Origin of the sequence: Kitasatospora sp. NPDC094016, assembly GCF_040304045.1 — a bacterium.
In the GTDB taxonomy this organism is placed as follows: Bacteria; Actinomycetota; Actinomycetes; order Streptomycetales; family Streptomycetaceae; genus Kitasatospora.
Genome location: NZ_JBEOUK010000001.1, coordinates 19,154 through 43,433 on the forward strand (window position 1 = coordinate 19,154; position 24,280 = coordinate 43,433).

Below are 24,280 nucleotides of genomic sequence, written 5' to 3' on the forward strand. Positions count from 1 at the left end.
CTCAGGCGCTCGGCCAGAGGATCAGGTCGGGCAGGGCGTGCCGGCGCGGCCGGTCGCCGAGGTCGGCGAGGGCGGTGCGGATGGCCCGGAGGTGCCCGACGGTCAGTTGCAGGGGCGGCTCGTCGGGCTGGTGGGTCGTGCGGATGGGGTAGTCGACGCCGGGGGTGCGGGTCATCTCGATGTGGCAGCCGAGCAGGTGCGTCACCGGGCGGCGTTCGGCGAAGTCGATCAGCCGGTCGACGGTGCGGGTGAAGGCCGGCCAGTCGTCGATGTAGAGGCGGCCCGGGTAGACGGTGTCGCCGGTGAGCAGGAGGCCCGTCCACGGGTCGTAGTAGGTGACGGCCGCCGGGTGGTGGCCCGGGGTGGCCAGGCATTCGAGCACCCGGCCGCCGCCCAGGTCCACCCGCGCGACGGCGTCCGGATTCTGGTCGAAGCCGAAGTACGGCCAGGCCGCGGCCGGGTCGGCGCCGACCAGGGTCGTCGCGGGCCGGTCGGCGAACTGCCCATCGCCCGCGACGTGGTCGCCGTGCGGGTGGGTGTGCAGGACGAGCAGTCCGTAGCCGTCGCGGGGGTTGTCGGCGAGCCACCGGTCGATGAGTCCGTCGACCACGGTGCGCAGCGGGAAGTACGCGGCGGAGGCGGTGGCCCCGGTGTCGATCAGGACGGCCCGCTCGCCCCCGAACAGCAGGAACAGGAACGGCGCCTCGTAGTTGACCGCCTTGTTCTGCCGCAGGATGGCGGTGTGCTCGTCGTACGCGTGGACCTGGATGTCCGGGTCCGTGTTGTGCTTCGCGGACGGGGACCCGTGGATCCACCGCGCGTCGAGCGGACGGGCGATCGGGGCACCGGCGGCCATGACGTCTCCCTGGGTGCGTCGTCTTGGCGGGCCGGGTACGGCGCACATCTCGTCCGGGGCGGTCACCGGCGCGCCGCCACCGGGACGCTAGCACGCCCCCGTCGCCGCGCGCCGGTCCGCCGGTCCGCCGATCCCCCCGGGAACCGTCAGGCGCCCCCGAGCAGGTGCGCCAGCCCGTCGGCCAGCCCGCCGCGCCAACAGGCGTAGTCGTGACCGCCGTTGAACTCGCGGTACGCGAGGTCGTAGCCGCGGGCGGTGAGGACGTCGCGCAGGTGGCGGTTCTGCGCGAGCAGCATCCACTCCTGGAGGCCGACCTCGACGTAGAACCGGGCCTCCCGCCGCTGCTCGCGGGCGAATTGGCGGGTCAGCCACTCGCTGCCCTCGTCGAACTCCGTCTCGTCCGGCCACCAGAAGGAACCGGACTGGCAGAGCGCGCCGCCGAAGCGGTCGGGGCGCCGGAACGCGGTGAAGGCGGCGGTGAGGCCGCCCGCGCTCTGGCCGGCGATCACGGTGCCGGCCGGGTCGGTGGTGGTGCCGAACTCCGCCGCCGCCCAGGGGAGGAGGCGGTCGGCGAGGAGGTCGACGAAGGCCGGGTTGCAGCTGAGGTCGTCGGGGCGGCGGGGGCCCATGGTGTGGACGAGCAGGGCGACGGTGGGCGGGATGGCGCCGTCCGCCGCCAGGTTGTCGAGGGTGTCGCCGACCGACAGCACCTCGCCCCACATCTCGCCGTCCAGCAGCACGGCCACCGCGAACGGCCCGTCCCCGGCGGAAGGCCCGCCCCCGGCGGGGAGGTGGACGTCCACCCGCCGCCCGGCCACCTCGTGGGCCACCGTCCGCCCGCGCGGTACGCCGTCGCGCCGCCGGACGTACGGCTGGGCGGGGGCGTCGGGCAGGCTGAGCACGGACGATGGGTGGCGCCCGTCGCGGGCGGGCAGCCGGGGGGCGGCGTCGTACGGGTCGGGGCGGGCGTGGTCGAGGACGCGCAGCCAGTCCGCCCGGGCGGTGCCGGGGGCGTCCCCGCGGAACGGGTACAGCTGGTAGGACGCCCGGTGGTCGGCGCGCAGCCGGTAGGTGATCGACCAGCGGCCGTCGTCACGGCGGGTCATCAGGTGCGGGGCGAGGTCGCCGGCGTGCCGGTCCTTGTCGGTGACGGTGTGCAGGAGGGCGAGCACGCCGTCGCACGACGTGTCCTCGTGCACGAAGGTGACCAGGCGGTAGGCGGGGTCGGCCGGATCGGGCTCGACGAGGGGAAGGGTTTCCATCTGCGGGACTCCTCGGGGAGGTCAGGCGGGGGTGCCCTTGCGGCCGAGCAGCACCCAGAGCAGGAAGGGGCCGCCGAGGACGGTGGTGACGATGCCGACCGGGATCTCCACCCCGCCGATCAGCACCCGCCCCACGGTGTCGGCGAGCACGACGAGGACGGCGCCGGTCAGGGCCGAGCCGAGGACCGGCACGCGCGCCGGCCCGGCCAGCCGCCCGGCGACCACGGGCGCGGCCAGCGCGACGAAGCCGACCGGCCCGCACACGCCGACGGCCAGCCCGGCCAGCGCGACGGCCAGCAGCAGGCAGCCGAGCCGGACCCGGGCCGGGTCGACGCCCAGTGAGGCGGCCACGCTGTCGTCGAAGCGCAGCACCGCCAGCCGCCGGGCCACCGCCAGCGCGAGCGGCACGAGCACGGCCAGCCCGATCAGGACCGGGGTGGCGACGGCGTAGTCCCGCCCGTTGAGGCTGCCGGAGGTCCAGACGTACAGCGAGCCGGCCGAGTTGAGCGAGCGGCGGGCGAGCGCGACCTGGATGACGGCCGAGGCGAGCGCGGACATCGCGAGGCCGACGACCAGCACCCGGTAGCCCTGCGTGCCGAGCCCGCCGGAGACCAGGGTGACGACCAGGACGGCGGCCAGCGCGCCGAGCGGGCCGGCCCACCAGGCGCCGAAGGTGCCGGAGACGGTGGCGGAGATCAGGACGGCGGCGGTGGCGCCGTCGTTGACGCCGAGCAGTTCGGGGGTGGCGAGGCGGTTGCGGGCGAGGGTCTGGGTGAGGCAGCCGGCCAGGCCCAGGGCGGCGCCGGCGGCGAGCCCGGCGACGATCCGGCCGAGCCGGAACCTCTGCACCAGCAGCACGTCCAGCCGGTCGCCGTAGCCGAACACGGCCTGGAGGGTGCGGCCGAGGCCGAGTTCGCTCTGCCCGGCGTGGGCGGACACGACGACGACGGCGAGCAGCGACGCGGCCAGGGCGAGCGAGGCGAGCAGCGCCCGGCGGGGGAGCAGCAGCGACCAGGCGCCGCGCCGCAGCACCAGGTCGGGTTCGGGCGCGGGCGGCTCGGACCGCCGGGCGGGGGCGGGCTCGGCCGGGTCGGCCATGCCGAGCGCGGCGGTCCGGCGGGAGCGGACGATCGCGATCAGCGCGGGGGCGCCGACCAGGGAGACGATCACCGACACCGGCGCCTCGAACGGTCGGGCCACCACCCGGGCCAGCACATCGGCCCCGGTGAGTACGGCGGCACCGAACAGCCCGGCGAGCACGGTGAGTTGCCCGACCCTGGGGCCGGCGACGGCCCGCGCCAGGAACCCGGCGAGCAGGCCGAGGAAGGAGATCGGGCCGGCCAGCGCGACGGCCGAGGCGGTGAGCAGGGTGACGGCGAGGGCGACCGCGGCCCGGGTGGCGCCGGGCCGGTGGCCGAGGCCGCGGGCGAGGTCGTCGCCGAGCGCGAGCGCGGTGAGCGGCCGGGTGGCGAGCAGGGCGAGCAGGAAGCCCGCGCCGAGCACCGGGGCGAGCTGGCGCAGTGTCGTCCAGCCCTCCACCCCGGCCAGCGAGCCCAGTACCCACACCCGGTACCGGTCGTACGCCTCGGGCGAGTTGACGATCAGCACGCCGGTGAGCCCGCCGAAGGTGGCGCCGACCGCCGAGCCGCCGAGCACCAGCCGCATCGGGGACCCGCCCCGGGCACCCGCGATGAGCAGCACCAGCGTGCTGGCGAGCACGGCGCCGCCGAAGGCGAAGGCCAGGTACCCGTACGAGGTCTGGACGCCGAGCACGGCGATGCCGAGCACGACCCCCAGCGAGGCGCCGGCGTTGACGCCGAGCAGTCCGGTCTCGGCGAGGGGGTTGCGGGTGACGGACTGCAACTGCGCCCCCGCGACCCCGAGCGCGGCGCCGACCAGCAGGGCGGTGGCCGTGCGGGGCAGGCGCAGATCGCCGACGACGAGGGCGAGCCGGCCGTCGGCGCGGGCGCCGTGGCGGTCCGACAGGTAGTCCAGCACCCGCCCGGGGCCGACCTCTCCGGCGCCGACGGACAGTGAGAGCGCGGCGAGGGCGAGCAGGACCGCGACCGCGCCGAGGGCGATCGGCCAGGCGGCGCGGCGGCCGTCCCCGCGCGGTGGCGTCGGTGGCGGCGGGGCGTCCGGCTCGGTGCGGGACTGCCCGGGGGCGCCCACTTGCGACAACGTCATAAGGTAAGGCTAACCTAATGAGCACATCGTCCCGTGGGCACCGCCATCGTGCCGGGTTGCCCGGACGCCGCCCAACCCCCGTACCACCGCTGCCCGGAGGCACCCATGCCGTTCGCCCAGAGCCCGCTCCACCCCGTCCGCCGCCGCGCGGCCCGGGCGCTGGCCGTCACCGGGGCGGCCGCCCTCCTGCTCGCGGGGTGCGGCTCCTCCGGGTCCTCCTCCGGATCCTCGGGCTCCCCGGGCGGCTCCTCCGCCGCCGGCAGCCCGGCGGCGGACGCGGCCGGCGGCAAGCGCACCGTCAAGGACGCGACCGGCAAGGCCGTCGAGATCCCCGCCGCGCCCCAGCGGATCGTCACCCTCACCCAGGAGGACCTCGACGCGGTGCTCGCCCTCGGGGTGAAGCCCGTCGGCATCACCAACGGCCAGGGGCTCAACGAGCCGCCCGCCTACCTCAAGGACAAGGTCCAGGGCGTCCCGGTGGTCGGCAACCTGCTGCAGCCCGTGATGGACAAGGTCATCGCCGCCAAGCCCGACCTCATCCTGGCCGGCGACATGCAGGACGAGCAGATGCTCAAGCAGCTGCGCGAGATCACCCCCGCCACCCTCGTCACGATGGCACCCACCGACGACTGGAAGCTCGCCTTCCGCGGCATCGGAAACGCCGTCAACAAGCTCGACCAGAGCAACAAGGTGATCGCCGACTACGAGGCCAAGGCGGCCAAGGCCGGCGGGGACCTCGGCAAGAACAAGGGCGCCGCCGTCTCCATCGTCCGCTGGAACCCGACCGGGCCGAGCTGGATGGAGAAGAAGCAGTTCGCCGGCGGCGTCGCCCTCGACATGGGCCTCACCCGCCCGGCCGCGCAGGACAAGGACGGCAACGCGCACAGCCCGGCGCTCAGCCTGGAGAAGCTCGCCGAGATCGACGGCGACTGGCTGTTCCTGTCCACCCTCACCGACGACGGCAAGACCGCGCTCAAGGACGTCCAGTCCAAGCCCGCGTACCAGGAGCTGGGCGCGGTGAAGAACAAGCACGCCGTCACCGTGGACGGTTCGGTCTGGTCCACCCGCGGTGGGCCGCTCGCGGCCGACGTGGTCATCGGTGACATCGGCAAGGCGCTCGCCGCCTCCTGACCGGTCCGCGTCCGTGTCCGCGTCCGCGTCCGTGTCCGCGTCCGCGTCCGTGTCCGCGTCCGCGTTCGGGTCCGTGTTCGGGTCCGTTTTTCGGGCCCGTGCCCGGCCGGCCGGTAGCCCCTCCAACCGAAGGAAACCGCGATGGAGTTGACGATCGAGGGCCTCACGGCCGGCTACGGCCCCGGCCGCCCGGTGCTCGCAGGCGTCGACCTCACCGTGCCGGCCGGCCGGGTGGTGGCCGTCGTCGGCCCGAACGGCTGCGGCAAGTCCACCCTGCTGCGGGCCGTCGCCCGGCTGCACCGGCCGGACGGCGGGCGGGTGCTGGTCGGCGGCGAGGACGTCTGGCGGCTGCGGCCGCGCCAGGCCGCGCACCGGGTCGCGCTGCTCCCGCAGAGCCCGCAGGCTCCCGAGGCGGTCACCGTCGCCGGGCTCGTCCGCTACGGCCGCCACCCGCACCAGGGGCTCTTCCGCCAGTGGTCGGCCGACGACGAGCGGCTCACCGCCGGGGCCCTGCGCGCCACCGGCGTCGAGGGACTCGCCGACCGCCGGCTGGACCGCCTCTCCGGCGGCCAGCGGCAGCGCTGCTGGCTCGCCATGGTGCTCGCCCAGGACGCGCCCGTCGTGCTGCTCGACGAACCCACCAGCGCGCTCGACCTCGGGCACGCCGTCGAGGTGCTGGAACTGGTCCGCGAGGTCGCCGCCGGCGGGCGGACGGTCGTCATGGTGCTGCACGACCTCGCGGCGGCGGCCCGCTACGCCGACCTGGTCGTCGCCCTGCGCGACGGCTCGGTGGTGGCCTGCGGCCCGCCCCGCGAGGTGGTCGACGCGCCGCTCGTGCGCGCGCTGTACGACATCGACAGCGACGTGCTCGCCGCCCCCGGCGACGGCGCGCCGGTGATCGTTCCCCGTGCGACGTCAGTGAATTGACGATACGTCAGATCTGATCTGGCGCTGCGGCGGGAGGCGGGTGGCGGGGCGGGCGGTGGGTCGCCCGCCCCGTTCACTCGTTCGATGGGTTTGCGCCCCGGAAGCCGCGGAACGGCCTCCCTGGCCGCCGCTTTGTCAGTGGGCCTCGCTACGTTCCTCGCATCGCTGACCGGCAGGTGGGAGGAGACGTCCGTGGCATGGGTGGAAACAGGCGCGGGAGGGTACCGCGTAGCGCTCGACGAGGAGGGCAAGGTGGTCTGCCGCAACGCGGCGGGCCGCGAACTGAAGTCCCTGCCGTCGAAGCTCGGTGACGATCCGGTGGTCGTCCAGCTCAGGCAGCTCACCGAGTGGCTGGCCGCGCACGAGCGGCGCTGCCAGGAGGACGTCGAGCGGTGGATGGTGCGCTCGCTGCCGGTGCCCGCCGCCGTGCTGACCGCGGTCTGGGCGGACGAGGCCTGGCAGGCCGTCCTGCGCGACCTGGTGGTCACCGGCTCGGACGGCGCCGTCGCCGGCTTCCTGCGCGGTGCGGACGCCGAGCGCGGGATCGGCCTGGTGGACCTGGACGGCGACACCGTCCGGCTCACCGACGGCGAGATCCTCATACCCCACCCCGTGCTGCTCCCGGACCTCGACGACCTGCGCGAGTTCGCCGTCGAGCTCGGCGTCTCCCAGCGCGTGCCGCAGCTCTACCGGGAGGTCTGGCACCGGCCGGACGAACTGCCGACCGGCACCGAGGTCACCACCTACGCCGGCGGCCGCTACCGGGAGCTGCGCGAGCTGCTCGGGCGCTGCGCCCGGCTCGGCCACCGGGTGCGCGGCGGCTCCGCCGTCCAGCCCGTGGTGGAGGCGGGCCGCACCGTCGAGGCCCGCGTCTGGGTGGGCGACTACTACGAGTACGACGCCTGCGAGACGGGCGCGCTCAGCTGGGCGGGCCCGGACGGCCGGGTGCTGCCGCTCACCGAGGTCGGCCCGATCGCCTGGTCCGAGGGCACGCGGATGGCCGCCGCACTGTACGCAGGCCGCACCATCGAAGGGGAGGACGCCGCATGACCGCCACCGGACTCGACCAGAGGGCCGTTCAGGACGCCGACCGGACGGCCGCCCAGGACACCGGGCCGCACGAGCGGCTGCTCGACGCGGGGGCCGTGCTCCCGGCCGGCACCCTGCCCGGCGCCGGCCGCCCCGACAGCGCCGCCGACGTGCTCACCGCCCGCGCCTACACCCACTCCGCGCTCGACGGGCGCCGGATCGTCCGGCTGGTCCCCGGCGCGCTCGGACCGGCCGAGGACCTCGCCGTCGACTTCCTCGGGCTGGTCCCCGACGGCACGCCGGCCGAGGTCGGCCAGGTCCGCCAGGAGGCGCTCGGCTTCCCCGCCTGGGCGCTGGTCCACGACCCGGCCAACGGACACCACGCGCTCGCCCTGGTCAAGGAGATGGAACGGCTCTCCCGCCAGGCCCGGTCCAAGCCCGGCACCGCCAAGGACGGGTTCGAGGAGCTGGCCGCCCGTCTCGGCCGCGCCGTGCCGCACTTCCTGCCCACCTTCTGCGAGGAGGTCGGCCGGATCTTCCTCGCCCACGGCAACCAGACCTACGCCGCCAGCTACTTCGGCAAGGCCCGCGAGGCCGAGCGCACCTACCGCCTGACGGTCGACGAGGAGCGGCTGCGCGCCGTCTTCCTGGAGTTCGCCCTGGCCGGCGCGCTCACCGTCAAGTCCCTGCGCCAGTACGTCAAGGAGCTCGCCGGGCGACTCGACGCGCTGACCGCCTGGCAGCGCTTCCGCCAGCTCTGCACCGAGCGCTCCGCCGCAGGCATGGCTCCCTACGCCGGGGTCGCCGAGGACGCCCGCGCGCTGATCAAGGCCGCCGGGCTGGACCGCGCCGAGCACGAAGAGGCGCTGCTCGCCGAACTGCTGGCCGCCCCGGGCGTCAACCGGGCGCCCGGCGCGTTCTGGAAGTCCTGGCACGGCTCCCTGACCGAACTCGGCCGGCGCGACCCGGCGGTCCGGGCCCGCCTGCTGGAGCTGATGCCCGACCCGGCCGGCACCGACGCCGCCCTGAACGACACCGCCTGGCTCGGCCTGCTCGCCGAGACCGGGGCCGAGCACCTGCTCACCGGCCCGCGCGCCGAGGGCGCCGAGGGCTCCGAGCCCGCTGCCGCGTGGCTTCAGCGCTGGTGCCACCACCTCGGGCGCGGCTGGCGCTCCCGGCCCAGCTGCGCCGCCACCGTCGCCCTGGCCGGCCGGATGGCCGAGCGGCTGCGGGCCGACGGCGTCCCGGTGGACCTGTACACCGACGTCCGCCGCAGCCGGACCCAACTCGACCTGCTGGACCAGCTGCTCGCCGACGGCGTGCCCGTCGCCGACCCGTCGGCCACCCACCGGTTCGACCTCAAGGACTGGGTCGACCAGTGCGGCGCCGACAGTACCGGCCTCGCGGCCGTCGCCGCCGACCCGCGCTTCCGGCCCGCCCTGCGCGCCGCGACCCCGCCCGCCTGGGACACCGCCGTCAGGCGGCAGGTGCCCGCCCTGCCGCTGCTGCGCCGCCTGTTCGAGGAGTGGGCCGAACTCCGGGCCGACGAGCTGACCGCGGCCCGCGGCCTGGCCGGAGCCGTCGACCTGGTGCAGTCGCTGAGCCCGTACCGCACCGCCGTGCGGGCCGTCGCCCCGGCCGCCGCCGAGCGGATCGCCGCCCTCGACGTCACCGCCCTGCTCGCCGGGGCGCTCGGCGCAGGCATCCTCGACGAACTCGGCTGGCCCGCCCTGGAAGAGGCCGTGGCCAAGCTCACCGACCCGGCCGACCCCGCCAAGCCCGTGGACCCTGCGGACCCCGACTCCGCCGGACCGGACTCCGAGTCGCCCGACACCCCCGGCCTCAACGGCGGGCGCCTCACCGGCCTGATCGTCGAGGACGCCTGGCCGCACCTGATCCTCGCCCGCCACGACCGGGCCGTCGTCGTCGGCCCGCAGGGCGTCCTGCTGGAGCACACCCTGCGCCTGCCCCCGGCGAAGGAGCGCTGGAACCAGCCCCGGCTGCGCTTCGTCGACGGCGAACTCCTCGTCGCCTGGTACCAGGACGGAAAGCAGCACGCCTACTGGTCCAGCCGGCCCGGCGAGGTCGTCGAACTCACCGGCGAGACCATCGCCGGCTACTACTACGGCGACCGGGACCCCGAGCCGCCCTCCCTCCCGCTGCCCGGCGGCGGCCGCACCACCGGCGAACGCCCGCTGCACCCCGGCGACACCCGGATGCCCGGCGAACACCGCGTCCTCAGCGACGGCACCGGCCACTGGACGCTGCGCTACGGCCAGGACGGCGCCGTCCTGCGCGAACTCGACCCGCACACCGGCGCCCTCGGCCGCGCCGCCGAACCACCGGTCATCGCCGCCACTGCTGCCGCCGGCTGGCTGCCCGCCGCTCGCGCCCGACTGCTGCCGCTCCAGCCCGGCCTGGAGCAGACGCCGCTCGGCACCGACGGCACCGTGCTCGGCAGCTGGGTCCGGATCGACCCCGGCCGCGCCGTCACCACCACGACCGCCGACGGGCAGGCCATCGTCCTGCCGATCACCGACGGCCACCCGGACCACGTCCCGGTCGGCCGCCTCGCTCTCCCCGGCCAGGCCCGACCGGTCGTCACCGAAGCGCAGCGCGGCGGCCTCGCCCTCACCCTGCCCGACCTGGCCACGGACACCGACCGCAACCTCGACCTGCGCCCCTGCCGCCCGGGGGACTTCGCCGCCGCCGGGACGGCGCTCGTCCCCCCGCTCGACCACTGGCACGCCCTGCGGCCCCGCGACGAGGCAGGCTCCCGCGTCCTGCGTGGCGTCGACACCGAGCAGGCCGCCCGCCTGATCGACGCCGCCTGGCCGACCGACAGCCGGCCCGCGCCCGAGGAGGAGCAGCGCTGGATCACCGTCCAGGGCGTCCGGCGCCCGCTCGCCGCCTCCGGTGGTGCCCGCCGCGTCCTGCCCGTCCAGGCGGTCGGCACCGTCCTGCCCGGCGTCAGCCACCCGCTGCTGCTCGCCGGGGTCGCCGGGCTCGCCCGCACCGCCGCCGACCTGCTCGACCGGACCGCCCGGTTCGTCCCGCAGCCGGAGGCCGAGAAGCCGTCCAAGGCCGAGGCCGCCCAGTACCGGCCCGAGCACGGCCGAGACCACGAACTGCGCGACGCCGTCACCACCCTCCTGCCCGACGTCGCCTGCTTCGGCCCCAACTGGGGCGACGGAGACCGGTGGCGGGTGCTCACCAACCTGCGCGCCGTCACCGCCGTCCTGGCCGACCCGCCGGCCGCCACCGGCGAGGGCTGGAGCACCCCGGCCACCGTCACCCTGCAACACGGCGACACCCACCACGGCTGGCTCCACCTGCTCGGCCGTCTCGACACCCTCGCCTACGCGGTGGCCGCCCCGCTCACCGAACCGGCCCACCGCTCCAGCCTCATGCTGCTCCTCGGCGAACTGACCGAGGGAGTGCTCGCCGACCACGGCGCCACCCTGCGCGAGATCGTCCTCGGCGAACCCGCCGACCGCGCCGACCGCCGCCGGCCCGCCGTCTCCCGCGAGGGGCAGGTGCTGCGCCACGGCGACCGCACCGTCGTCATCCTCGGCCACCGTCGGCACCACGAGGGCACGGAGCAGTGGTACGCCGTCGACCACGACCCGAGCGGCGCGTTCGGCCCCGTCGCCCACTTCACCACCGTCAAGGAACGCGGCACCGAGGAGCGGGTCGACGCCGCCTGGATCACCGCGCTCCGGCAGGCCGCCGCGCTGCACGGCGGCGCCCCCTGGCAGCCCGCCCGCGCCACCGCCTTCGGCGGGCTCACCGGGATCGGCGCCGCCCGCGCCGCCCTGCTGCTCAGCCCGCCGCCCGGGCTCTTCCAGTGGCACAGCGCCGTCCTGCCCGCCGACCGCCTCGCCGAGTACGGCCTCAAGTCCACCGAGGCCAAGGCCGCCCGGGACTGGCTGCGCGGCCGCGACCGGACCGTCCTCGCCGACGTCTGGGGCGCCCTGCTGCCCGCCGACCCGAAGACCCTCTGGACGGAGGGCCCCGACGTCGATGCCGGCGCCGCCGCCTGGATCCGACACTTCGGCCGGCTCGTCACCCTCCCCGAGGCCGCCCAGGCCACCGTCACGGGTGCGCGGATCGAACACATCGAGGCGGTGCTCAACCCCGCACAGACCCCTTGGCTGACCGGCACCACGACCTTCCGGCTCAGCGACGAGGGCGGGTCCACCCCCCAACTGCTCGCCGAGGACCAGAGCGCCGCACCCGACTCCGGCGACCTCGGCCGCACCGTCGACGCCCTGCGCTGGCTCGCCTACCACCTGCCCGCCGACAGCCCGCTGCGCCCGCTGCTGCCCGCGGCCGCCGCCGCGCTGCGAAACCGCCTCGCCGATCCGGAGCTGCTGCTCGACTTCCACCTCGTCCACACCACCAAGGGCGACTCGCTGTCGGCTGTCCTGCGCACCCACTTCGGCCTGCCGGCCGTGGGCGGAGCCGACCCGAACGGGCTGGTCGACTGCGGCCCGGCCCTCGTCCTGACGCCGTACCACGACGAGTACGAGCGGGTCTGGCTGCGCCCGGCCGGGCTCACCGGCCCCGACGACCCGGTGCTCGAACTGCTCGGCGGGCTGGGCAACACCTACTGGCTGGACGCCGAGCGGGGAGCCATCGAGGCCGTCCTGCGCGGCGAAGCGGAGCGCCTGGCAGCCGCCGCGAGCCCCGCCGCCGCGGCCGGTGACACCGAGCCCTGGCTACAGCACCCGCAGCTCACCGTCCCCGACCTGGTCGCCGAGGCGGCCCGGGCCCACGGCCTCGGCGAGGACGCCGCGGTGCTCTACCTCCAACTGCTGGCCCTGCCCGACCCCACCGACCGCAACGTCGCCCGCTGGACGGGCTGGAAGCCGGCCAGGCTCAAGCGCGCCCGCGCCGAACTCGCCGCCACCGACCTGGTGCTGGAGGCCAAGCGGGCCCGGGCCGGCCGGAGCCTCTTCCTGCCCGGCGGCTGGCAGGAGGCCAAGGCTCCCGCGCTGCCCGCCGAGACCTGGAAGGCCGCGCTCTACGAACTGCCCACCCACCGCGTCTCGCTGCCCCACCTGCCCGTCCCGGAGCTGTTCGCCCGGGCCTGGCAGCGGACCCTCGACGGCGACGCCCCCGGCTACGAAGAGCTCCAGACCAGCAAGCGCAGGAAGGCCCGCCGATGAGCGCCACGCCGACGAACAGCACGCCGCCCAACAGCACACCGACGAACGGCACACCGACGAACAGCACACCGGTGAGTGCCGACACCGCCGCCGCGCGCCGGCAGATCATCCCGCCCGAGGAGAAGCACGCCGCCGAACTGGAGTTCCTGGCCGCCTACGACACCGGCCCGCGCCCGCCCGGCTGGCGGCTCACCCCGCGCGCCGTCGTCACCTTCGTCATGGGCAGCGACGGCGAGAAGCTCAAGGCCGGCCGCCGCGGCCTCGCCATCGAGCAGAAGTTCGTCGGCGAGCGCGCCCTCGTCGAACGCTGTGTCGTCACCCTCGCCGGGGAGCGCGGCCTGCTGCTCGTCGGCGAGCCCGGCACCGCCAAGTCCATGCTCTCCGAACTGCTCGCCGCCGCCGTCTGCGGCACCAGCGCGCTCACCGTCCAGGGCACCGCCGGCACCACCGAGGACCAGCTCAAGTACGGCTGGAACTACGCCCTCCTGCTCGCCAAGGGGCCCAGCCGGGACGCCCTGGTGCCCTCCCCGGTGCTCACCGCGATGACCAGCGGGGCGGTGGCCCGCGTCGAGGAGGTGACCCGCTGCCTGCCCGAGGTGCAGGACGCGCTGGTCTCCCTGCTCTCCGAACGGCGGGTCGCCGTCCCCGAGTTGGCCGGCACCCCGGACGGACAGCTGCACGCCGCCGCCGGCTTCACCCTGATCGCCACCGCCAACCTGAGGGACAAGGGCGTCAGCGAGATGTCCGCGGCGCTCAAGCGGCGGTTCAACTTCGAGACGGTCGGCCCGATCGCCAGCCTCGCTGCCGAGGTCGAACTCGTCCGCCGGCAGTCGACCGTCGCCGTCGCCCGCGCCGGAGCCACCTACGCGGTGGACGACGCCGTCCTGGAGGCCCTCGTCACCGCCTTCCGCGACCTGCGCACGGGCCGCTCCACCGAAGGCTGGGACGTCGAGCGCCCGTCCACCGTGATGAGCACCGCGGAAGCCGTCTCGGTCGCCACCGCGCTCGGTGTCACCGCCGCCTACCTGCCCGACGGCGGCGACCTGCTCGGCCGCCTCCCCGGCCAGCTCATCGGCGTCGTGCGCAAGGACGACCCGGCCGATGCCGCCCGGCTGCTCGGCTACTGGGACGGACCGGTCCGCCGGCGCGCCGAACAGGGCGCCGGCACCTGGCGCACCCTGTGGGACCTCCGCTCGGCCCTGGAGGCATGAGGCGATGACCAGCACGGTGACGCCCGCCCCGGCGGGCCCTGACCACCTGGACGGCCCGGACAGCCTGGACGGTTTGGACGGTTTGGGTGACCCGCGCCCGGCCGTCCGGGCCGCAGCCGACCAACTGGCAGCCTCCGGCACCGGCCGGCCCGGGCCCTACCTGATCGGCGTGCGGCACCACGCGCCGTCGCTCAGCGCGGTCCTGCCCGCGCTGCTCGACGCCGCCAAGCCCGAGGTGGTGCTGGTCGAACTCCCCGCAGAGTTCCAGCCCTGGCTCGGCTGGCTGGCGGACGAGGCCACCCAGGCCCCCGTCGCCCTCGCGGCCGCCCCGACCGGCCGCGCGGGCGGTCGGGGCCCCGCGGCCGGCTCCGGCCCCGGCCGCCTCGCCTTCTACCCGTTCGCCGACTTCTCCCCGGAGCTGGTCGCCCTGCGCTGGGCCCGGCGCAACGGCGTCGAGACACTCGCCTGCGACCTCCCGCTCGCCCACCGCACCACGCCCCACGAGGAACAGCAGCCCGTCGCCGGTACCCCAGGCACCCCAGGCGCCCCGGGCGTCGCCGACGCGCTGCGCCACCGCCTCACCGGGCGCGCCTCTGACGACGACCTGTGGGACCGCCTCGTCGAGACCGCAGCCCCCGGCTCCACCCCCGACGCCGTCCGGCGCGCCGCCCTGCTGGTCGGCTGGGCGCTGCGCCGCGACGCCGAGACCGGATCCGGCGTCGATCCGGACGACCTGCGGCGCGAAGCCTGGATGCGCGCCCGGATCCGGGCCGCGGCGGCCGACGGGCGCCGGGTCGCCGTCGTCGTCGGCGCCTTCCACGCGCCAGCCCTGCTCGACGGGCCCGCCGCCACCGAGGAACCGCCGCACCCGGACGACCTCGGGCACGCCCTCTCCCTGATCCCCTACACCTACCCGCTGCTCGACGCCCGCTCCGGCTATCCGGCGGGCATCCGCGATCCCGAGTGGCAGCACACCGTCCTCGACGCCGGCGGCGACCCCGACCGCCTCACCCGGGCCCTCACCACCACCGCCGTCCGGATCTGCGAGGCACTGCGCAGCCAGGACCACCCCTCCGGCCCGGCCGACGCCCGCGAGATCGTCCGCCTCGCCGGAGACCTCGCCCGCCTGCGCGGCCACGCCGCCCCCGGCCGCGGCGAACTCGTCGAAGCCGTCCAGACCGTCCTCGCCCAAGGCGAACCCCTCGGCCGCGGCCGGGCCGTCGCCCGGGCCCTCGAACGCGTCCTGGTCGGCACCCGAACCGGCCGTGCCACCCTCGCGGCCCCGCGCAGCGGGCTCGCCCCCGCCGTCGAAGCCCTGCTCGCCGACCTCGGCCTCCCCGGCCCCGCCGACCCCGAGCCCCGCGAACTCCGCCTCGACCCGCTGCGCACCCCCCTCGACCGCCGCCGCGAGATCCTCCTCCACCGCCTCACCACCTGCGGGATCCCCTACGCCGACCCCGTCACCACCACCGGCGCGGGCGGCACCGAAACCATCGGCACGCGCTGGAGCCTCCACTGGACCCCGGCCACTGCCGCGATGCTCACCGTCGCGGGCGTCCGAGGCGTCACCCCCACGCAGGCCGCCGAAGGCACCCTGCGCGAACGTCTCCGCCGAGAACAGCAGGCCGACGGCCCCACAGCCCGCGAGGTCCTCCAAGGCCTCGCCGACGCGGCCGCCTGCGGCCTCCCGGCCCTCGCCGACACCCGCCTCACCCAACTCGCCGCCGTCCTCCCGTCCTCCGGCACCCTCCCCGAACTCCTCGACGCCCTGGCCCTCCTCGACCGCCTCGCCGCCGGCCACCTCCCGGGCTACGCCTCACCCGACGCCCTCGACACCCCCGACGGCTCCGCACCGTTGCCCGATGCGCTCGATACGTCGGGTGCGGGCGGGTCGTCGGCCGGGCCGGCGGGGCGGTTGGGGTCGGTGGGCGAGGTGTTGACCGTGGCGGCCGTACGGCAGTTGGAGGGGCTGGGCGGGTCGGACGACCCGGCCGATGCGCGGGCGCTGGTGGAGCTGGCCCGGCGGGCGGATCTGGACGGCGGGTTGCGGCTGGGGCACGTGCTGGCCGAACTCGCGGACCGGGGGAGTCCGTTGGTGCGAGGTGCGGCCGGTGCGGTACGGGTACTGCTGGGCCGGGAACGGGCGGAGGTGCTGGGCGGGCGGGCGGCTTCGTGGGTGGACGGGGCGACCGGCCCGGAGGCCCGGCACGCGCTCGGGCGGGGGCTGGTCGGCCTGCTGACGGCGGCGGAGGGGCTGTTCGCCGCCGCGCCGCAGGCGCTGGAGCCCGTGCTGGAGCGGATCACCTCGCTGCCCGACACCGCCTTCCTGGACCGACTGCCGGCGTTGCGCGGAGGCTTCGAGACGCTCAGCCCGGCCGCCCGGGACCGGTTGCTGGTCCTGGTCGAGGAACGCCTGGGCACCCGGCTCGCGGGCCTGCCCGAGGACGTCCCACCGGCGGTGGTGGCGGGTTGGGTCCGCGCGGATCTGGCCGCCCGGGCGGCGCTGGCCCGGCGCGGCCTGCTGCCGGCGCCCGGGGGCGATCCGGTGCCCGAGCCACCGCACCACGCCGACCCTCTCCCTTCCGCACCTGTCGCCACGCGGCACGTCCTGGGTACCGGACAGGACCTGGCCCCGGCCGAGCGCTGGCGGCTGCTCCTCGGTCGCCCCGGCAGCGGTGGCCTGAGCGGGCGTTGCGCCCGACTCGCCACCGCCCTGGACGAGTTGTACGGCAGCGGGTGGGGCGAGGGCTCCGGCCCGGGCCTGGACGGGCGGTCCGGGCGGGGCGGCCGCGAGGCGCCCTTCCCGGGGGTGCGGGAGTGGGCCGAGGAACTGTCGGCGCTGTTCGGGCCGGGCGTCCGGGAGGAAGTGCTGGCGGCCGCCGTGGCGCAGGGCCGGACGGACGTCCTGGAGGCGATCGAGCCGGGTGCCGTCCGCCCGTCGGTCGACTTGCTGCGCACGGTGCTGGAACATGCGGGCGGCCTGCCGGAGGCGAGGGTGGCGCGGCTGCGCCCGCTGGTGCGACGTCTGGTCGACGAGCTGACACGCACGTTGGCGACCAGGCTGCGCCCGGCGCTGACCGGGATCAGCGTGCCGCGTCCGACGCGTCGGCCGGGTGGCGGACTGGATCTGGACCGGACCATTCGCGCCAATCTCGCCACGGCCCGCCCGTCGGGGGACGGCGGCACACTCATCGTGCCCGAGCGTCCGGTGTTCCGGACCAGGGCCCGGCAGGCGGCCGACTGGCGGCTGATCCTGGTCGTGGACGTCTCCGGATCGATGGAGGCCTCGACGGTCTGGGCGGCGCTGACGGCGTCGATCCTGGCCGGGGTGCCCTCGCTGAGCACCCACTTCGTGGCGTTCTCCACCGAGATCGTCGACCTGACCGAGCGGGTCGAGGATCCGTTGAGCGTGCTGCTGGAGGTGCGGATCGGCGGTGGCACCAGCATCGCGGGCGGTCTGCGGTACGCGCGGAAGCTGGTGACGGTGCCGTCCCGGACGCTGGTCGTGGTGGTCAGCGACTTCGAGGAGGGTGGTCCGGTGGGCGGGCTGCTGGCCCAGACCCGGGCACTGGTGGACTCCGGTGTGCACCTGCTCGGTTGCGCGGCGCTGGACGACACGGGGACGGCCCGCTATTCGAAGGCGGTCGCGGGCCAGCTGGTCGCGGCCGGCATGCCCGTGGCGGCGTTGAGTCCGTTGGAACTGGCCCGCTGGGTGGGGGAGAAGGTGCGATGAGTGTGGCGAAGCGGACGAGCGGCTGGCCGGCGGTTCGGCCGGAGGTGGTCGCGGAGGTGGTGGCCGGGTTGAGCGCCCGGTTGCAGAAGCGGCTGGACGGCGCGGCGGCGAAGCTGGCGGAGCGGCCGGTGACCCGTAGCGGTGACGAGTGGCGGGTGGAGGTGGACGAGGAGACGGCGCTCGTGCTGCACGCCCCGGGCGCGGTGGTCGCGGATGCGGCCGACGTCCGCTGCGGCTGCCTGCTGGCCCCGGCCTGCGTGCACCGGGCCGCTGCGGTCACGCTCTGCCCGTTGGCCGAGGAGACTGAGGAGGTCACGCCGACCGAGACCGCCTCAGCACCCTCGGAGGAGGCGCGGGAGCCACGGGATCCGCAGGAGGCGCAGCCCGAGGCCCGGCCCACCCCGGTGGAGGTGGCGGCGGCCCGTCACCTCCACCGGGCCGGGTGTGCCGTGCTGGCCGCCGGGGTGAGCGGCGCGGGGGCGGTCGCGCAGGCCGAGTTGCTGCGGGCGGCCCACCGGGCGCGGCTGGCGGGGTTGTACCGCCCGGCCGCGGCGGCGGTCGCGGTGGTGACGAGGGTGCGCGCGGCCCGGTCCGGGGCGCCGGACCACCGGCTGGCGGACTTGGTGGCCGGTCTGCGCGAGCTGCTGGACCTCACCACTGCCCTGAGCACCGGCTGCGGCCCGGTCGCGGAGCTGCGCGGCACCGCCCGCCAGGCGTACGGCGAGGAGGGCGGGTTGCGGCTGTACGGGCTGTTCGCCGAGCCGGTGCTGACGGCCACGCATGCGGGGGTGGTGAGTTGGGCGGTGGACGCAGGGGGCCGGCTCAGCACGGTGGCCGAGGTGATGCCGCACGGTGACGCGGGGGCCGCGGCCCCGCAGGCGGTCGGGGCGGGCAACCGGACCGTCCGGCTGGGGGAGGCCCCGCTCAGCCACCGGGAGTTCAGCCGCGCCGGGCTGGCCGTCCAGGGCGCCACCCGGTCCGCCGCCGGGCGGCTGGGCGCGGGTGCTTCGGTCCGGGCGGTCCGGGCGGCGGGCGCGGCGTGGACGGCGGAGCCGGTGGCCGCGCTCTGGGCCGAACCGGCGGCCGCCCAGGTGGCGCGGGCGCTCGCGGCGGAGTCGCTGCCGTACGAGGGCCGCCCGGCCGGTAGCGACCTGCTGTTCCTGGACGTGACTCTGCTGGGCCCGGCTCCGGCCGGCCCGGGCGGGGCACCGAGGCTGCTGGCGCGCTGCGAGGGCGGTGCCGATGGCGCCGACGGCGGCTTGGTGGTCGGTCTGTGCACGGGGCACGAGCACCCGGGGCTGGCCTTCCGGGCGAACCTCGCACTGCTCGCCACCGCGCCCGGCCTGCGGCTGCGGGTGATCGGCCGGCTGGAGCGATCGGACCGTCCGGAGCTTCGCCTGCTCGCGATCGGCACGCCCCCGGAGCCCTCGACGGCCCCCGAGATCCCGGGCCTTCCCTCGCTCGCCGTCCCTGCGGACCGGGCCGACCGGGTCAATCTCGGCCTCGAACGCCTTCAGACCGCCGACCTTCAGACCGCCGACCTCCAGACCACCGACCTTCAGACAGTCGACCAGTCGACCGCCGCCCCCACCGATGCCGTGCCCGGCTTCCCGGCCGGGCTCCCGAGCGAGGCCCCGTACGGCCCGCCCGTCCACGTGCTCGGCCGCCGGGTCGAGCAGGCGGTCACCACCGGGCGCCACGCCCTGGCCCCGAGCGCGGCTACGGCGGCCGCCGACGGGAGCCTGCTGCGCGCCGCCGGGCTGGTGACGGCCGCCGAGCTCCTGGACGCCCTGCGGGCCGCCGCGGCCGACCGGCACCGCGACGTGTTCGGCCGGGTGGTCCCGGACGACCACGACGCCTTCGCCGGATCCTGGCTGGCGGCTGCCTGCTACACCGAGGAGCTGGCCGCCGCGCTCTGCGCCGCCGCCTGGGCCGGGGAGCCCGCTCCGGATCGGCATCGGGGGGAGGTATAAGGAAAACTATTTGCATAGACAGCTAATCCGCGTCGGCTGGCATACTTGTCGCAGGGAAGACGTCGAGAGACGTGCAGGGAAGTGGAAGGGAAGGCGAGCGATGGGCATCCGCGACGACGCGGCCGAGGTCCGGGCCCGTGGCTGGCGGACTCTCGCCGCGCTGCACGGGCTGATCGACGCGGCGCTGGAGAAGGCGCTGCAGGCGGAACACCGGCTCTCGGTGGTCGAGTACACGGTGCTGGACGCCCTGTCGCGGCAGGACGGGTGGCACATGCGGATGCAGCAGCTGGCCCGCGCCGCGGCGCTGAGCAGCAGCGCGACGACCCGCCTGGTGACCAGGCTGGAGGACCGTGGGCTGCTCAGCCGCTACCTCTGCGCCGACGACCGGCGCGGGATCTACACCGAGCTGACGCCGGAGGGCCGCACCCTTCTGACGGCCGCCCGCCCGGTGCACGACGCCACCCTGGAGGCGACGCTGGCGCAGGCCGCCGAGGCGCCGGAGCTGGCACCGCTGGTCCACGCGCTCTCCGGACTCGACGGCCCGGCCGGGCTCACCGGCAGCACCTCGGCCAACGCCTGAACCTGGGCCAACGCCTGAGCACCGACCGCGACCTGGCCCCCGACCCCGACCCCGACATCAAGGCCGGCACCGGCGCAGGCCCCGGCAAGCCCGCAAGTCCGCGAGCCCGGACGCTCAACGCCGCCCGGCGGACAGGGCGTTGCGGTGCACCTGGTCGAGCAGGGCGAGCAGCAGCTCCTTGCTGGACGCCCGTTCCCGCACGTCGCAGAGCACGATCGGGACCTCGGGGCCGAGGTCGAGGGCACGCCGGACGTCCTCGGGGCTGGCGTCGCGGCGGCCGTGGAAGCAGTTGACGCCGATCGCGAACGGGATGCCGCGCTGCTCGAAGAAGTCCACGGCGGCGAAGCTGGATTCGAGCCGCCGGGTGTCGGCGAGGACGATCGCCCCGAGGGCGCCGAGCGCGAGGTCGTCCCACATGAACCAGAACCGGAACTGGCCGGGTGTGCCGAACAGGTAGAGCACCAGGTCCTCGCGGACGGTGATCCGGCCGAAGTCCATCGCCACGGTGGTGGTGGACTTGCCCTGGACTCCGTCAAGGCTGTCGACCCCGATGCTGGCGCGGGTCATCCGCTCCTCGGTCTGCAGCGGTTCGATCTCGCTGACCGAGCCGACCATGGTGGTCTTGCCGACGCCGAAGCCGCCGGCGACGAGGATCTTGACCGCGCCCGGCACCAGGCTCTGGGTCGTCAATTCGGTTCTCCTGAAGTGGGACTGAGAGGTGCGGGGCGGTCGGGTCCGCAGGGTCGGAGCCGGCGGTCAGAGCCGGCGGACGCCCTCGATCACGGCCTGGATCAGCGAGATGTCCGGAGCCTCGGCGAGCTGGACCGGGGCACGGGTGAGGATCAGCCGGGCCTCGACGAGGTCGTCGAGCAGCACCTTGACGACGCTGACCGGCAGGTCGAGGGTGGCCGCGATCTCGGCCACGGCCAGCGGGCGTTCGCGGCACAGGTCGAGGATCGCGGCCGGTTCGGGCGTGAGCCGGCTGGTGTCGGTGCGCGGGTCGGAGGTGACCACCAGGGTGATCAGTGCGAATCCGTCACGGACCGGTCCGGTGCGCCCGTTGGTGATCGCGTAGGGGCGGACCAGATGGCCTGCGTCCTTGTCGTAGAACCAGGCCTCGTCGGCGTCGGTGGTCACGCACCGCCGCCCGCGCCGGCCTGGCCCGCGTCGCTGCGCGGCGCCGCAGTGAGGTACTGGCCGACCTGCTTGACCAGCATGTTGATCTCGTAGGCCATCAGCCCGGCGTCCACCTGCTCGCTGGTGAGGACGGCGAGCCGGGCGCCCTGCCCGGCGGTGGTGACGAACAGGAACAACTGGTCCATCTCGACCACGGTCTGTCGGACCCGGCCGCCGTTGAAGCGGTGGCCGGCGCCGCGGGCGAGGCTTTGCAGGCCGGAGGCGACGGCGGAGAGGTGTTCGGCGTCGGCCCGGTCGAGACCCTGGGACGTGCCGACCAGCAGGCCGTCCTCGGAGAGGACGATGGCGTGCCGGGTCTCGGGTACCCGCGCAACCAGCTGGTCCAGCAGCCAGTTGAGGTCGCGCTGGGTGTCGGTGTGCTGCGTCATCACTGCTGTTCCTTGGCTTCCTGAACGGCGGAGGCTTCCCGGGCGGCAGAAGGTGCGGCCGGGAAGTGGGGCGCGGCGGGCGCCTGGGGGGCGGTGGGGGTGTTCGGCGCGTCGGGGGCGGCCGCGCGGGCGGTCCGGGTGCCGCGCTGGATGGCGGCCATGGTGGTGCGGGAGCGCTGCGGCGACGGGTCGTCGGCCCTGGCGGCCCCGGTTTCTCCGGCGGCCCCGGTGGCCCCGGCGGCTCCGTGCCAGGGCCCGGCCTGGGTCGGCGGGCCGACCACGGGGGGCAGCATGGCGCCGGGGGCGTGGGCCTCGCGGAGCTGTTCGGCGAGGCTGGCATTGCGGACCCGCTGCGGCAGGACCCGCGGGGTGCGCAGTTCGCCGTCCGGGCCGTGGTCCGACTGCTCCTCCTGGGCGCGTTCGTGTGCGGGCGCAGGGGGCTCGGCGGTGGCACCGTAGAAGGTCCCGGCCGTGGTCCCGATCGTGGTCCCGATCGTGGTTCCGGCCGGGACGTCCGCGGCACGGCCGTCGGCCGACGGCTCACCGGGCGAACTGTCGGACGGGACCTCGTACGGGCGCGGGAGGACGGGCCGGGGGACGACCACGGCTCCGGGCAGGCCGGGTATCTCGGCGCCGACCGGCAGACCGCCGTTGGCCGGGCCGGGGGCGGCTCCCGCGGCCGGGCCGCCCTCCAGGGGGTACTGGGCGAGCAGTTCGCCGATGATCACAGCGCTGCCACCCGCACCGGGAGCACCGGGCACTCCAGGGACACCGGGCACCCCAGGGACACCGGGAACGCCAGGAGCGCCGGGAACACCGGGCACCACCAGACCGCCGGCCACACCACCAGCACCCGCGGCACCACCGGCCCCGGGCCCGCCGGGCGTACCCGGCTCGGCCCCGTGCGCCGGAGCGCCCGGCCCGGTTGTGCCGATCAGCCCGCCGAGCACTCCGGCGAGCGCGCCGGTCAGCCCCCCGTCCAGCCCGCCGTCCAGACCGCTCGGGTCGTTGCCCCCCGCCGCCCGCAGGGACTCGGGGACGGGGGTCCGGGTGACCCGCGCGCCGGACGGCAGCCCGGCCATGGCGGCCGGCTGTTCGGCCTGCTCCAGCAGCACCGCCGGCACCAGCACCACGGCCCGGGTGCCGCCGTAGGGCGAGGGCCGCAGGGTGACCTGGATGTCGTGCCGGGCGGCCAGCCGCGCGACGACGAACAGGCCGAGACGCAGGTCGTCGCCGAGGGCGGAGACGTCCAGCTCGGGCGGGTTGGCCAGGTAGTCGTTGAGTCGCTCGTACTCGTCCTCGCCCATGCCGAGGCCGCGGTCCTCGACCTCGACCGCCAGGCCCTTGGGGACTTCCTGCGCGGAGACCTGCACCTGGGTGTACGGCGGGGAGAAGGTGGTGCCGTTCTCGATGAGTTCGGCGATCAGGTGGATGACGTCGGCGACGGCCTGGCCGCTGAGCGAGGCGCGCGGCACGCCCTGGACGACGACGCGGGCGTAGTTCTCGGTCTCGGAGACGGCGCTGCGCAGCACGTTGACCATGGGCACGGCGTTGCGCCAGCGCCGGGCGGGCAGGGCGCCGCCGAGGATGACGAGGTTCTCGGCGTTGCGCCGCATCCGGGTGGCGAGGTGGTCGACCGCGAACAGTTCGCGCAGCAGCTCGGGTTCCTCGTGCTCGCGCTCCAGGGCGTCGAGCATGCTGATCTGTCGGTGGATCAGGATCTGGGTGCGGCGGGCGATGTTGAGGAAGACCTTCTTCGTCCCCTCGCGGCCCTGGGCCTGGTGGATGATGGCGGCGACGGCTGCCTGGCGGACGGCGGCGAGGCCGTCGGAGGTCTGTTGGACCTCGTCGCCGGTCCGGCGGGACGGCGACCAGGCGGGCGGTGTGGGCACGGGCTCCCCGGCGCGCAGCCGTCCGACGACCTCGGGGATCTCGTCCTGGGCGAGCGCGAGGGTGTCGGCGCGCAGCGCGCCGAGGCGGGCGGACAGGGCCCGCGCGGTCCGGATGCCGTGGACCAGGCTGATCAGCAGGACCAGGGCGACGACGGCGCTTCCGGCGATCAGGGCGGTGCGGTGTTCGGCGCCGCGCAGCAGGTAGGCGGCGTAGGCCCAGGCGGCGGCGAGGCCCAGGCTGGGGACCAGGACGAGGGCGAGGAGCGAGCTGCGGAGCGAGCCGGACCGGCCGGCGCGGTGGGCCGTGCGGGGGGCCGATATGCCTGGCATCTGATTCCTTGTTGCAGGGCCGAGTCGCTGGGCCGAACGGCGGTCCGGCCTGTACGCGGTCCGGCCGGGGCTTCAGGGCGCCACGGCCGGGGTGGCCGGACGGGGTGACGCGGTGTCATTGCCCGGGCGGGGGTGCAGCACGGCCGCCGACGGCAGGAACGGTATCAGTCCCAAGTGCCCTCATCGCAACATCAACTGACGATATGTGCACGGGTGATGACAGCGGCGGAGGCGCCCGGAGGGAGTGTCCGCCGGTGGAAAGCCGCAGCTCACGTCGGCCGTGGGCGGTGCGCGGGCGGTGCGTGGGCGGTGCGCGGACGGCTCTCCGGGGGCCGGGAGAACCTCCCGGAGAGTCGTCAGGAACAGGTCAATTCACCGCCGTGCCGAACGTTCGCCCTCGTCCGACAGTCCGGTCGGCCGGTGCGCGGGCCCG

The 24,280-nt window shown here is 75.9% G+C and carries 15 protein-coding genes and 1 riboswitch; of the genes, 8 read left to right on the top strand and 7 right to left on the bottom strand.

Going from position 1 to position 24,280, the window contains the following annotated elements:
* Position 1: 1 nt before the first annotated feature.
* From ABT015_RS00075 to fhuB, 3 genes are all read right to left on the bottom strand, one after another.
* Positions 2-856 (bottom strand): MBL fold metallo-hydrolase, encoded by an 855-nt coding sequence (locus tag ABT015_RS00075; protein WP_350874965.1) that lies wholly within the window; start codon positions 854-856, stop codon positions 2-4.
* 12 nt (positions 857-868) lie between these two features.
* A riboswitch (guanidine-III (ykkC-III) riboswitch) is annotated at positions 869-929 on the bottom strand.
* 73 nt (positions 930-1,002) lie between these two features.
* Complete coding sequence (fes, locus tag ABT015_RS00080) at positions 1,003-2,118, bottom strand: enterochelin esterase (protein ID WP_350874967.1); 1,116 nt, start codon at positions 2,116-2,118, stop codon at positions 1,003-1,005.
* A 21-nt stretch (positions 2,119-2,139) separates the two neighbouring features.
* Positions 2,140-4,305 (bottom strand): Fe(3+)-hydroxamate ABC transporter permease FhuB, encoded by a 2,166-nt coding sequence (gene fhuB / locus ABT015_RS00085; protein ID WP_350874969.1) that lies wholly within the window; start codon positions 4,303-4,305, stop codon positions 2,140-2,142.
* Between the two features lie 105 nt (positions 4,306-4,410).
* On the opposite strand from fhuB, the gene ABT015_RS00090 reads away from it, so the two are divergent.
* The 8 genes from ABT015_RS00090 to ABT015_RS00125 all read left to right on the top strand — a co-directional run bounded on the left by ABT015_RS00090 (position 4,411) and on the right by ABT015_RS00125 (position 20,060).
* A complete protein-coding gene (locus ABT015_RS00090) occupies positions 4,411-5,436 on the top strand; it encodes an ABC transporter substrate-binding protein (RefSeq protein ID WP_350875650.1) in 1,026 nt (341 codons plus the stop codon).
* 141 nt (positions 5,437-5,577) lie between these two features.
* The gene (locus tag ABT015_RS00095) at positions 5,578-6,363 is read left to right on the top strand and encodes an ABC transporter ATP-binding protein (RefSeq protein WP_350874971.1); all 786 of its coding nucleotides are present in this window, start codon (positions 5,578-5,580) and stop codon (positions 6,361-6,363) included.
* Positions 6,364-6,555: 192 nt separating this feature from the next.
* Complete coding sequence (locus tag ABT015_RS00100) at positions 6,556-7,413, top strand: DUF4132 domain-containing protein (RefSeq protein WP_402447214.1); 858 nt, start codon at positions 6,556-6,558, stop codon at positions 7,411-7,413.
* Positions 7,410-12,563 carry a hypothetical protein gene (locus ABT015_RS00105; protein ID WP_350874973.1) on the top strand — a complete coding sequence of 1,718 codons (5,154 nt, stop codon included), beginning with the start codon at positions 7,410-7,412 and terminating at the stop codon, positions 12,561-12,563. Before ABT015_RS00100 ends, ABT015_RS00105 begins: the two co-directional genes overlap by 4 nt.
* Entirely contained in the window at positions 12,560-13,774 is a 1,215-nt protein-coding gene (locus ABT015_RS00110) for an ATP-binding protein (RefSeq protein WP_350874975.1), read from the top strand. Before ABT015_RS00105 ends, ABT015_RS00110 begins: the two co-directional genes overlap by 4 nt.
* 4 nt (positions 13,775-13,778) lie before the next feature.
* Positions 13,779-17,507: a vWA domain-containing protein gene (locus ABT015_RS00115; RefSeq protein ID WP_350874977.1), complete on the top strand. Its 3,729-nt coding sequence runs from the start codon at positions 13,779-13,781 to the stop codon at positions 17,505-17,507.
* Complete coding sequence (locus ABT015_RS00120) at positions 17,504-19,480, top strand: hypothetical protein (RefSeq protein ID WP_350874979.1); 1,977 nt, start codon at positions 17,504-17,506, stop codon at positions 19,478-19,480. The genes ABT015_RS00115 and ABT015_RS00120 overlap by 4 nt, the downstream gene beginning before the upstream one ends.
* Positions 19,481-19,580: 100 nt before the next feature.
* Complete coding sequence (locus ABT015_RS00125) at positions 19,581-20,060, top strand: MarR family winged helix-turn-helix transcriptional regulator (protein WP_350874981.1); 480 nt, start codon at positions 19,581-19,583, stop codon at positions 20,058-20,060.
* 114 nt (positions 20,061-20,174) lie between these two features.
* Here the strand turns inward: ABT015_RS00125 and ABT015_RS00130 are convergent, their stop codons facing one another.
* From ABT015_RS00130 to ABT015_RS00145, 4 genes are all read right to left on the bottom strand, one after another.
* The gene (locus ABT015_RS00130) at positions 20,175-20,750 is read right to left on the bottom strand and encodes a GTP-binding protein (RefSeq protein WP_063349857.1); all 576 of its coding nucleotides are present in this window, start codon (positions 20,748-20,750) and stop codon (positions 20,175-20,177) included.
* Between the two features lie 66 nt (positions 20,751-20,816).
* Positions 20,817-21,197 (bottom strand): DUF742 domain-containing protein, encoded by a 381-nt coding sequence (locus ABT015_RS00135; RefSeq protein ID WP_350874984.1) that lies wholly within the window; start codon positions 21,195-21,197, stop codon positions 20,817-20,819.
* Positions 21,194-21,625: a roadblock/LC7 domain-containing protein gene (locus ABT015_RS00140; RefSeq protein WP_350874986.1), complete on the bottom strand. Its 432-nt coding sequence runs from the start codon at positions 21,623-21,625 to the stop codon at positions 21,194-21,196. The genes ABT015_RS00135 and ABT015_RS00140 overlap by 4 nt, the downstream gene beginning before the upstream one ends.
* Positions 21,625-23,847 (bottom strand): sensor histidine kinase, encoded by a 2,223-nt coding sequence (locus ABT015_RS00145; RefSeq protein ID WP_350874988.1) that lies wholly within the window; start codon positions 23,845-23,847, stop codon positions 21,625-21,627. The genes ABT015_RS00140 and ABT015_RS00145 overlap by 1 nt, the downstream gene beginning before the upstream one ends.
* Positions 23,848-24,280: the final 433 nt, after the last annotated feature.

Coding starts and splice junctions, on each gene's coding strand:
- ABT015_RS00075 (WP_350874965.1), bottom strand. CDS start 856: ATGGCCGCCGGTGCCCCGATCGCCCGTCCGCTCGACGCGCGGTGGATC.
- fes (WP_350874967.1), bottom strand. CDS start 2,118: ATGGAAACCCTTCCCCTCGTCGAGCCCGATCCGGCCGACCCCGCCTAC.
- fhuB (WP_350874969.1), bottom strand. CDS start 4,305: ATGACGTTGTCGCAAGTGGGCGCCCCCGGGCAGTCCCGCACCGAGCCG.
- ABT015_RS00090 (WP_350875650.1), top strand. CDS start 4,411: ATGCCGTTCGCCCAGAGCCCGCTCCACCCCGTCCGCCGCCGCGCGGCC.
- ABT015_RS00095 (WP_350874971.1), top strand. CDS start 5,578: ATGGAGTTGACGATCGAGGGCCTCACGGCCGGCTACGGCCCCGGCCGC.
- ABT015_RS00105 (WP_350874973.1), top strand. CDS start 7,410: ATGACCGCCACCGGACTCGACCAGAGGGCCGTTCAGGACGCCGACCGG.
- ABT015_RS00110 (WP_350874975.1), top strand. CDS start 12,560: ATGAGCGCCACGCCGACGAACAGCACGCCGCCCAACAGCACACCGACG.
- ABT015_RS00115 (WP_350874977.1), top strand. CDS start 13,779: ATGACCAGCACGGTGACGCCCGCCCCGGCGGGCCCTGACCACCTGGAC.
- ABT015_RS00120 (WP_350874979.1), top strand. CDS start 17,504: ATGAGTGTGGCGAAGCGGACGAGCGGCTGGCCGGCGGTTCGGCCGGAG.
- ABT015_RS00125 (WP_350874981.1), top strand. CDS start 19,581: ATGGGCATCCGCGACGACGCGGCCGAGGTCCGGGCCCGTGGCTGGCGG.
- ABT015_RS00140 (WP_350874986.1), bottom strand. CDS start 21,625: ATGACGCAGCACACCGACACCCAGCGCGACCTCAACTGGCTGCTGGAC.
- ABT015_RS00145 (WP_350874988.1), bottom strand. CDS start 23,847: ATGCCAGGCATATCGGCCCCCCGCACGGCCCACCGCGCCGGCCGGTCC.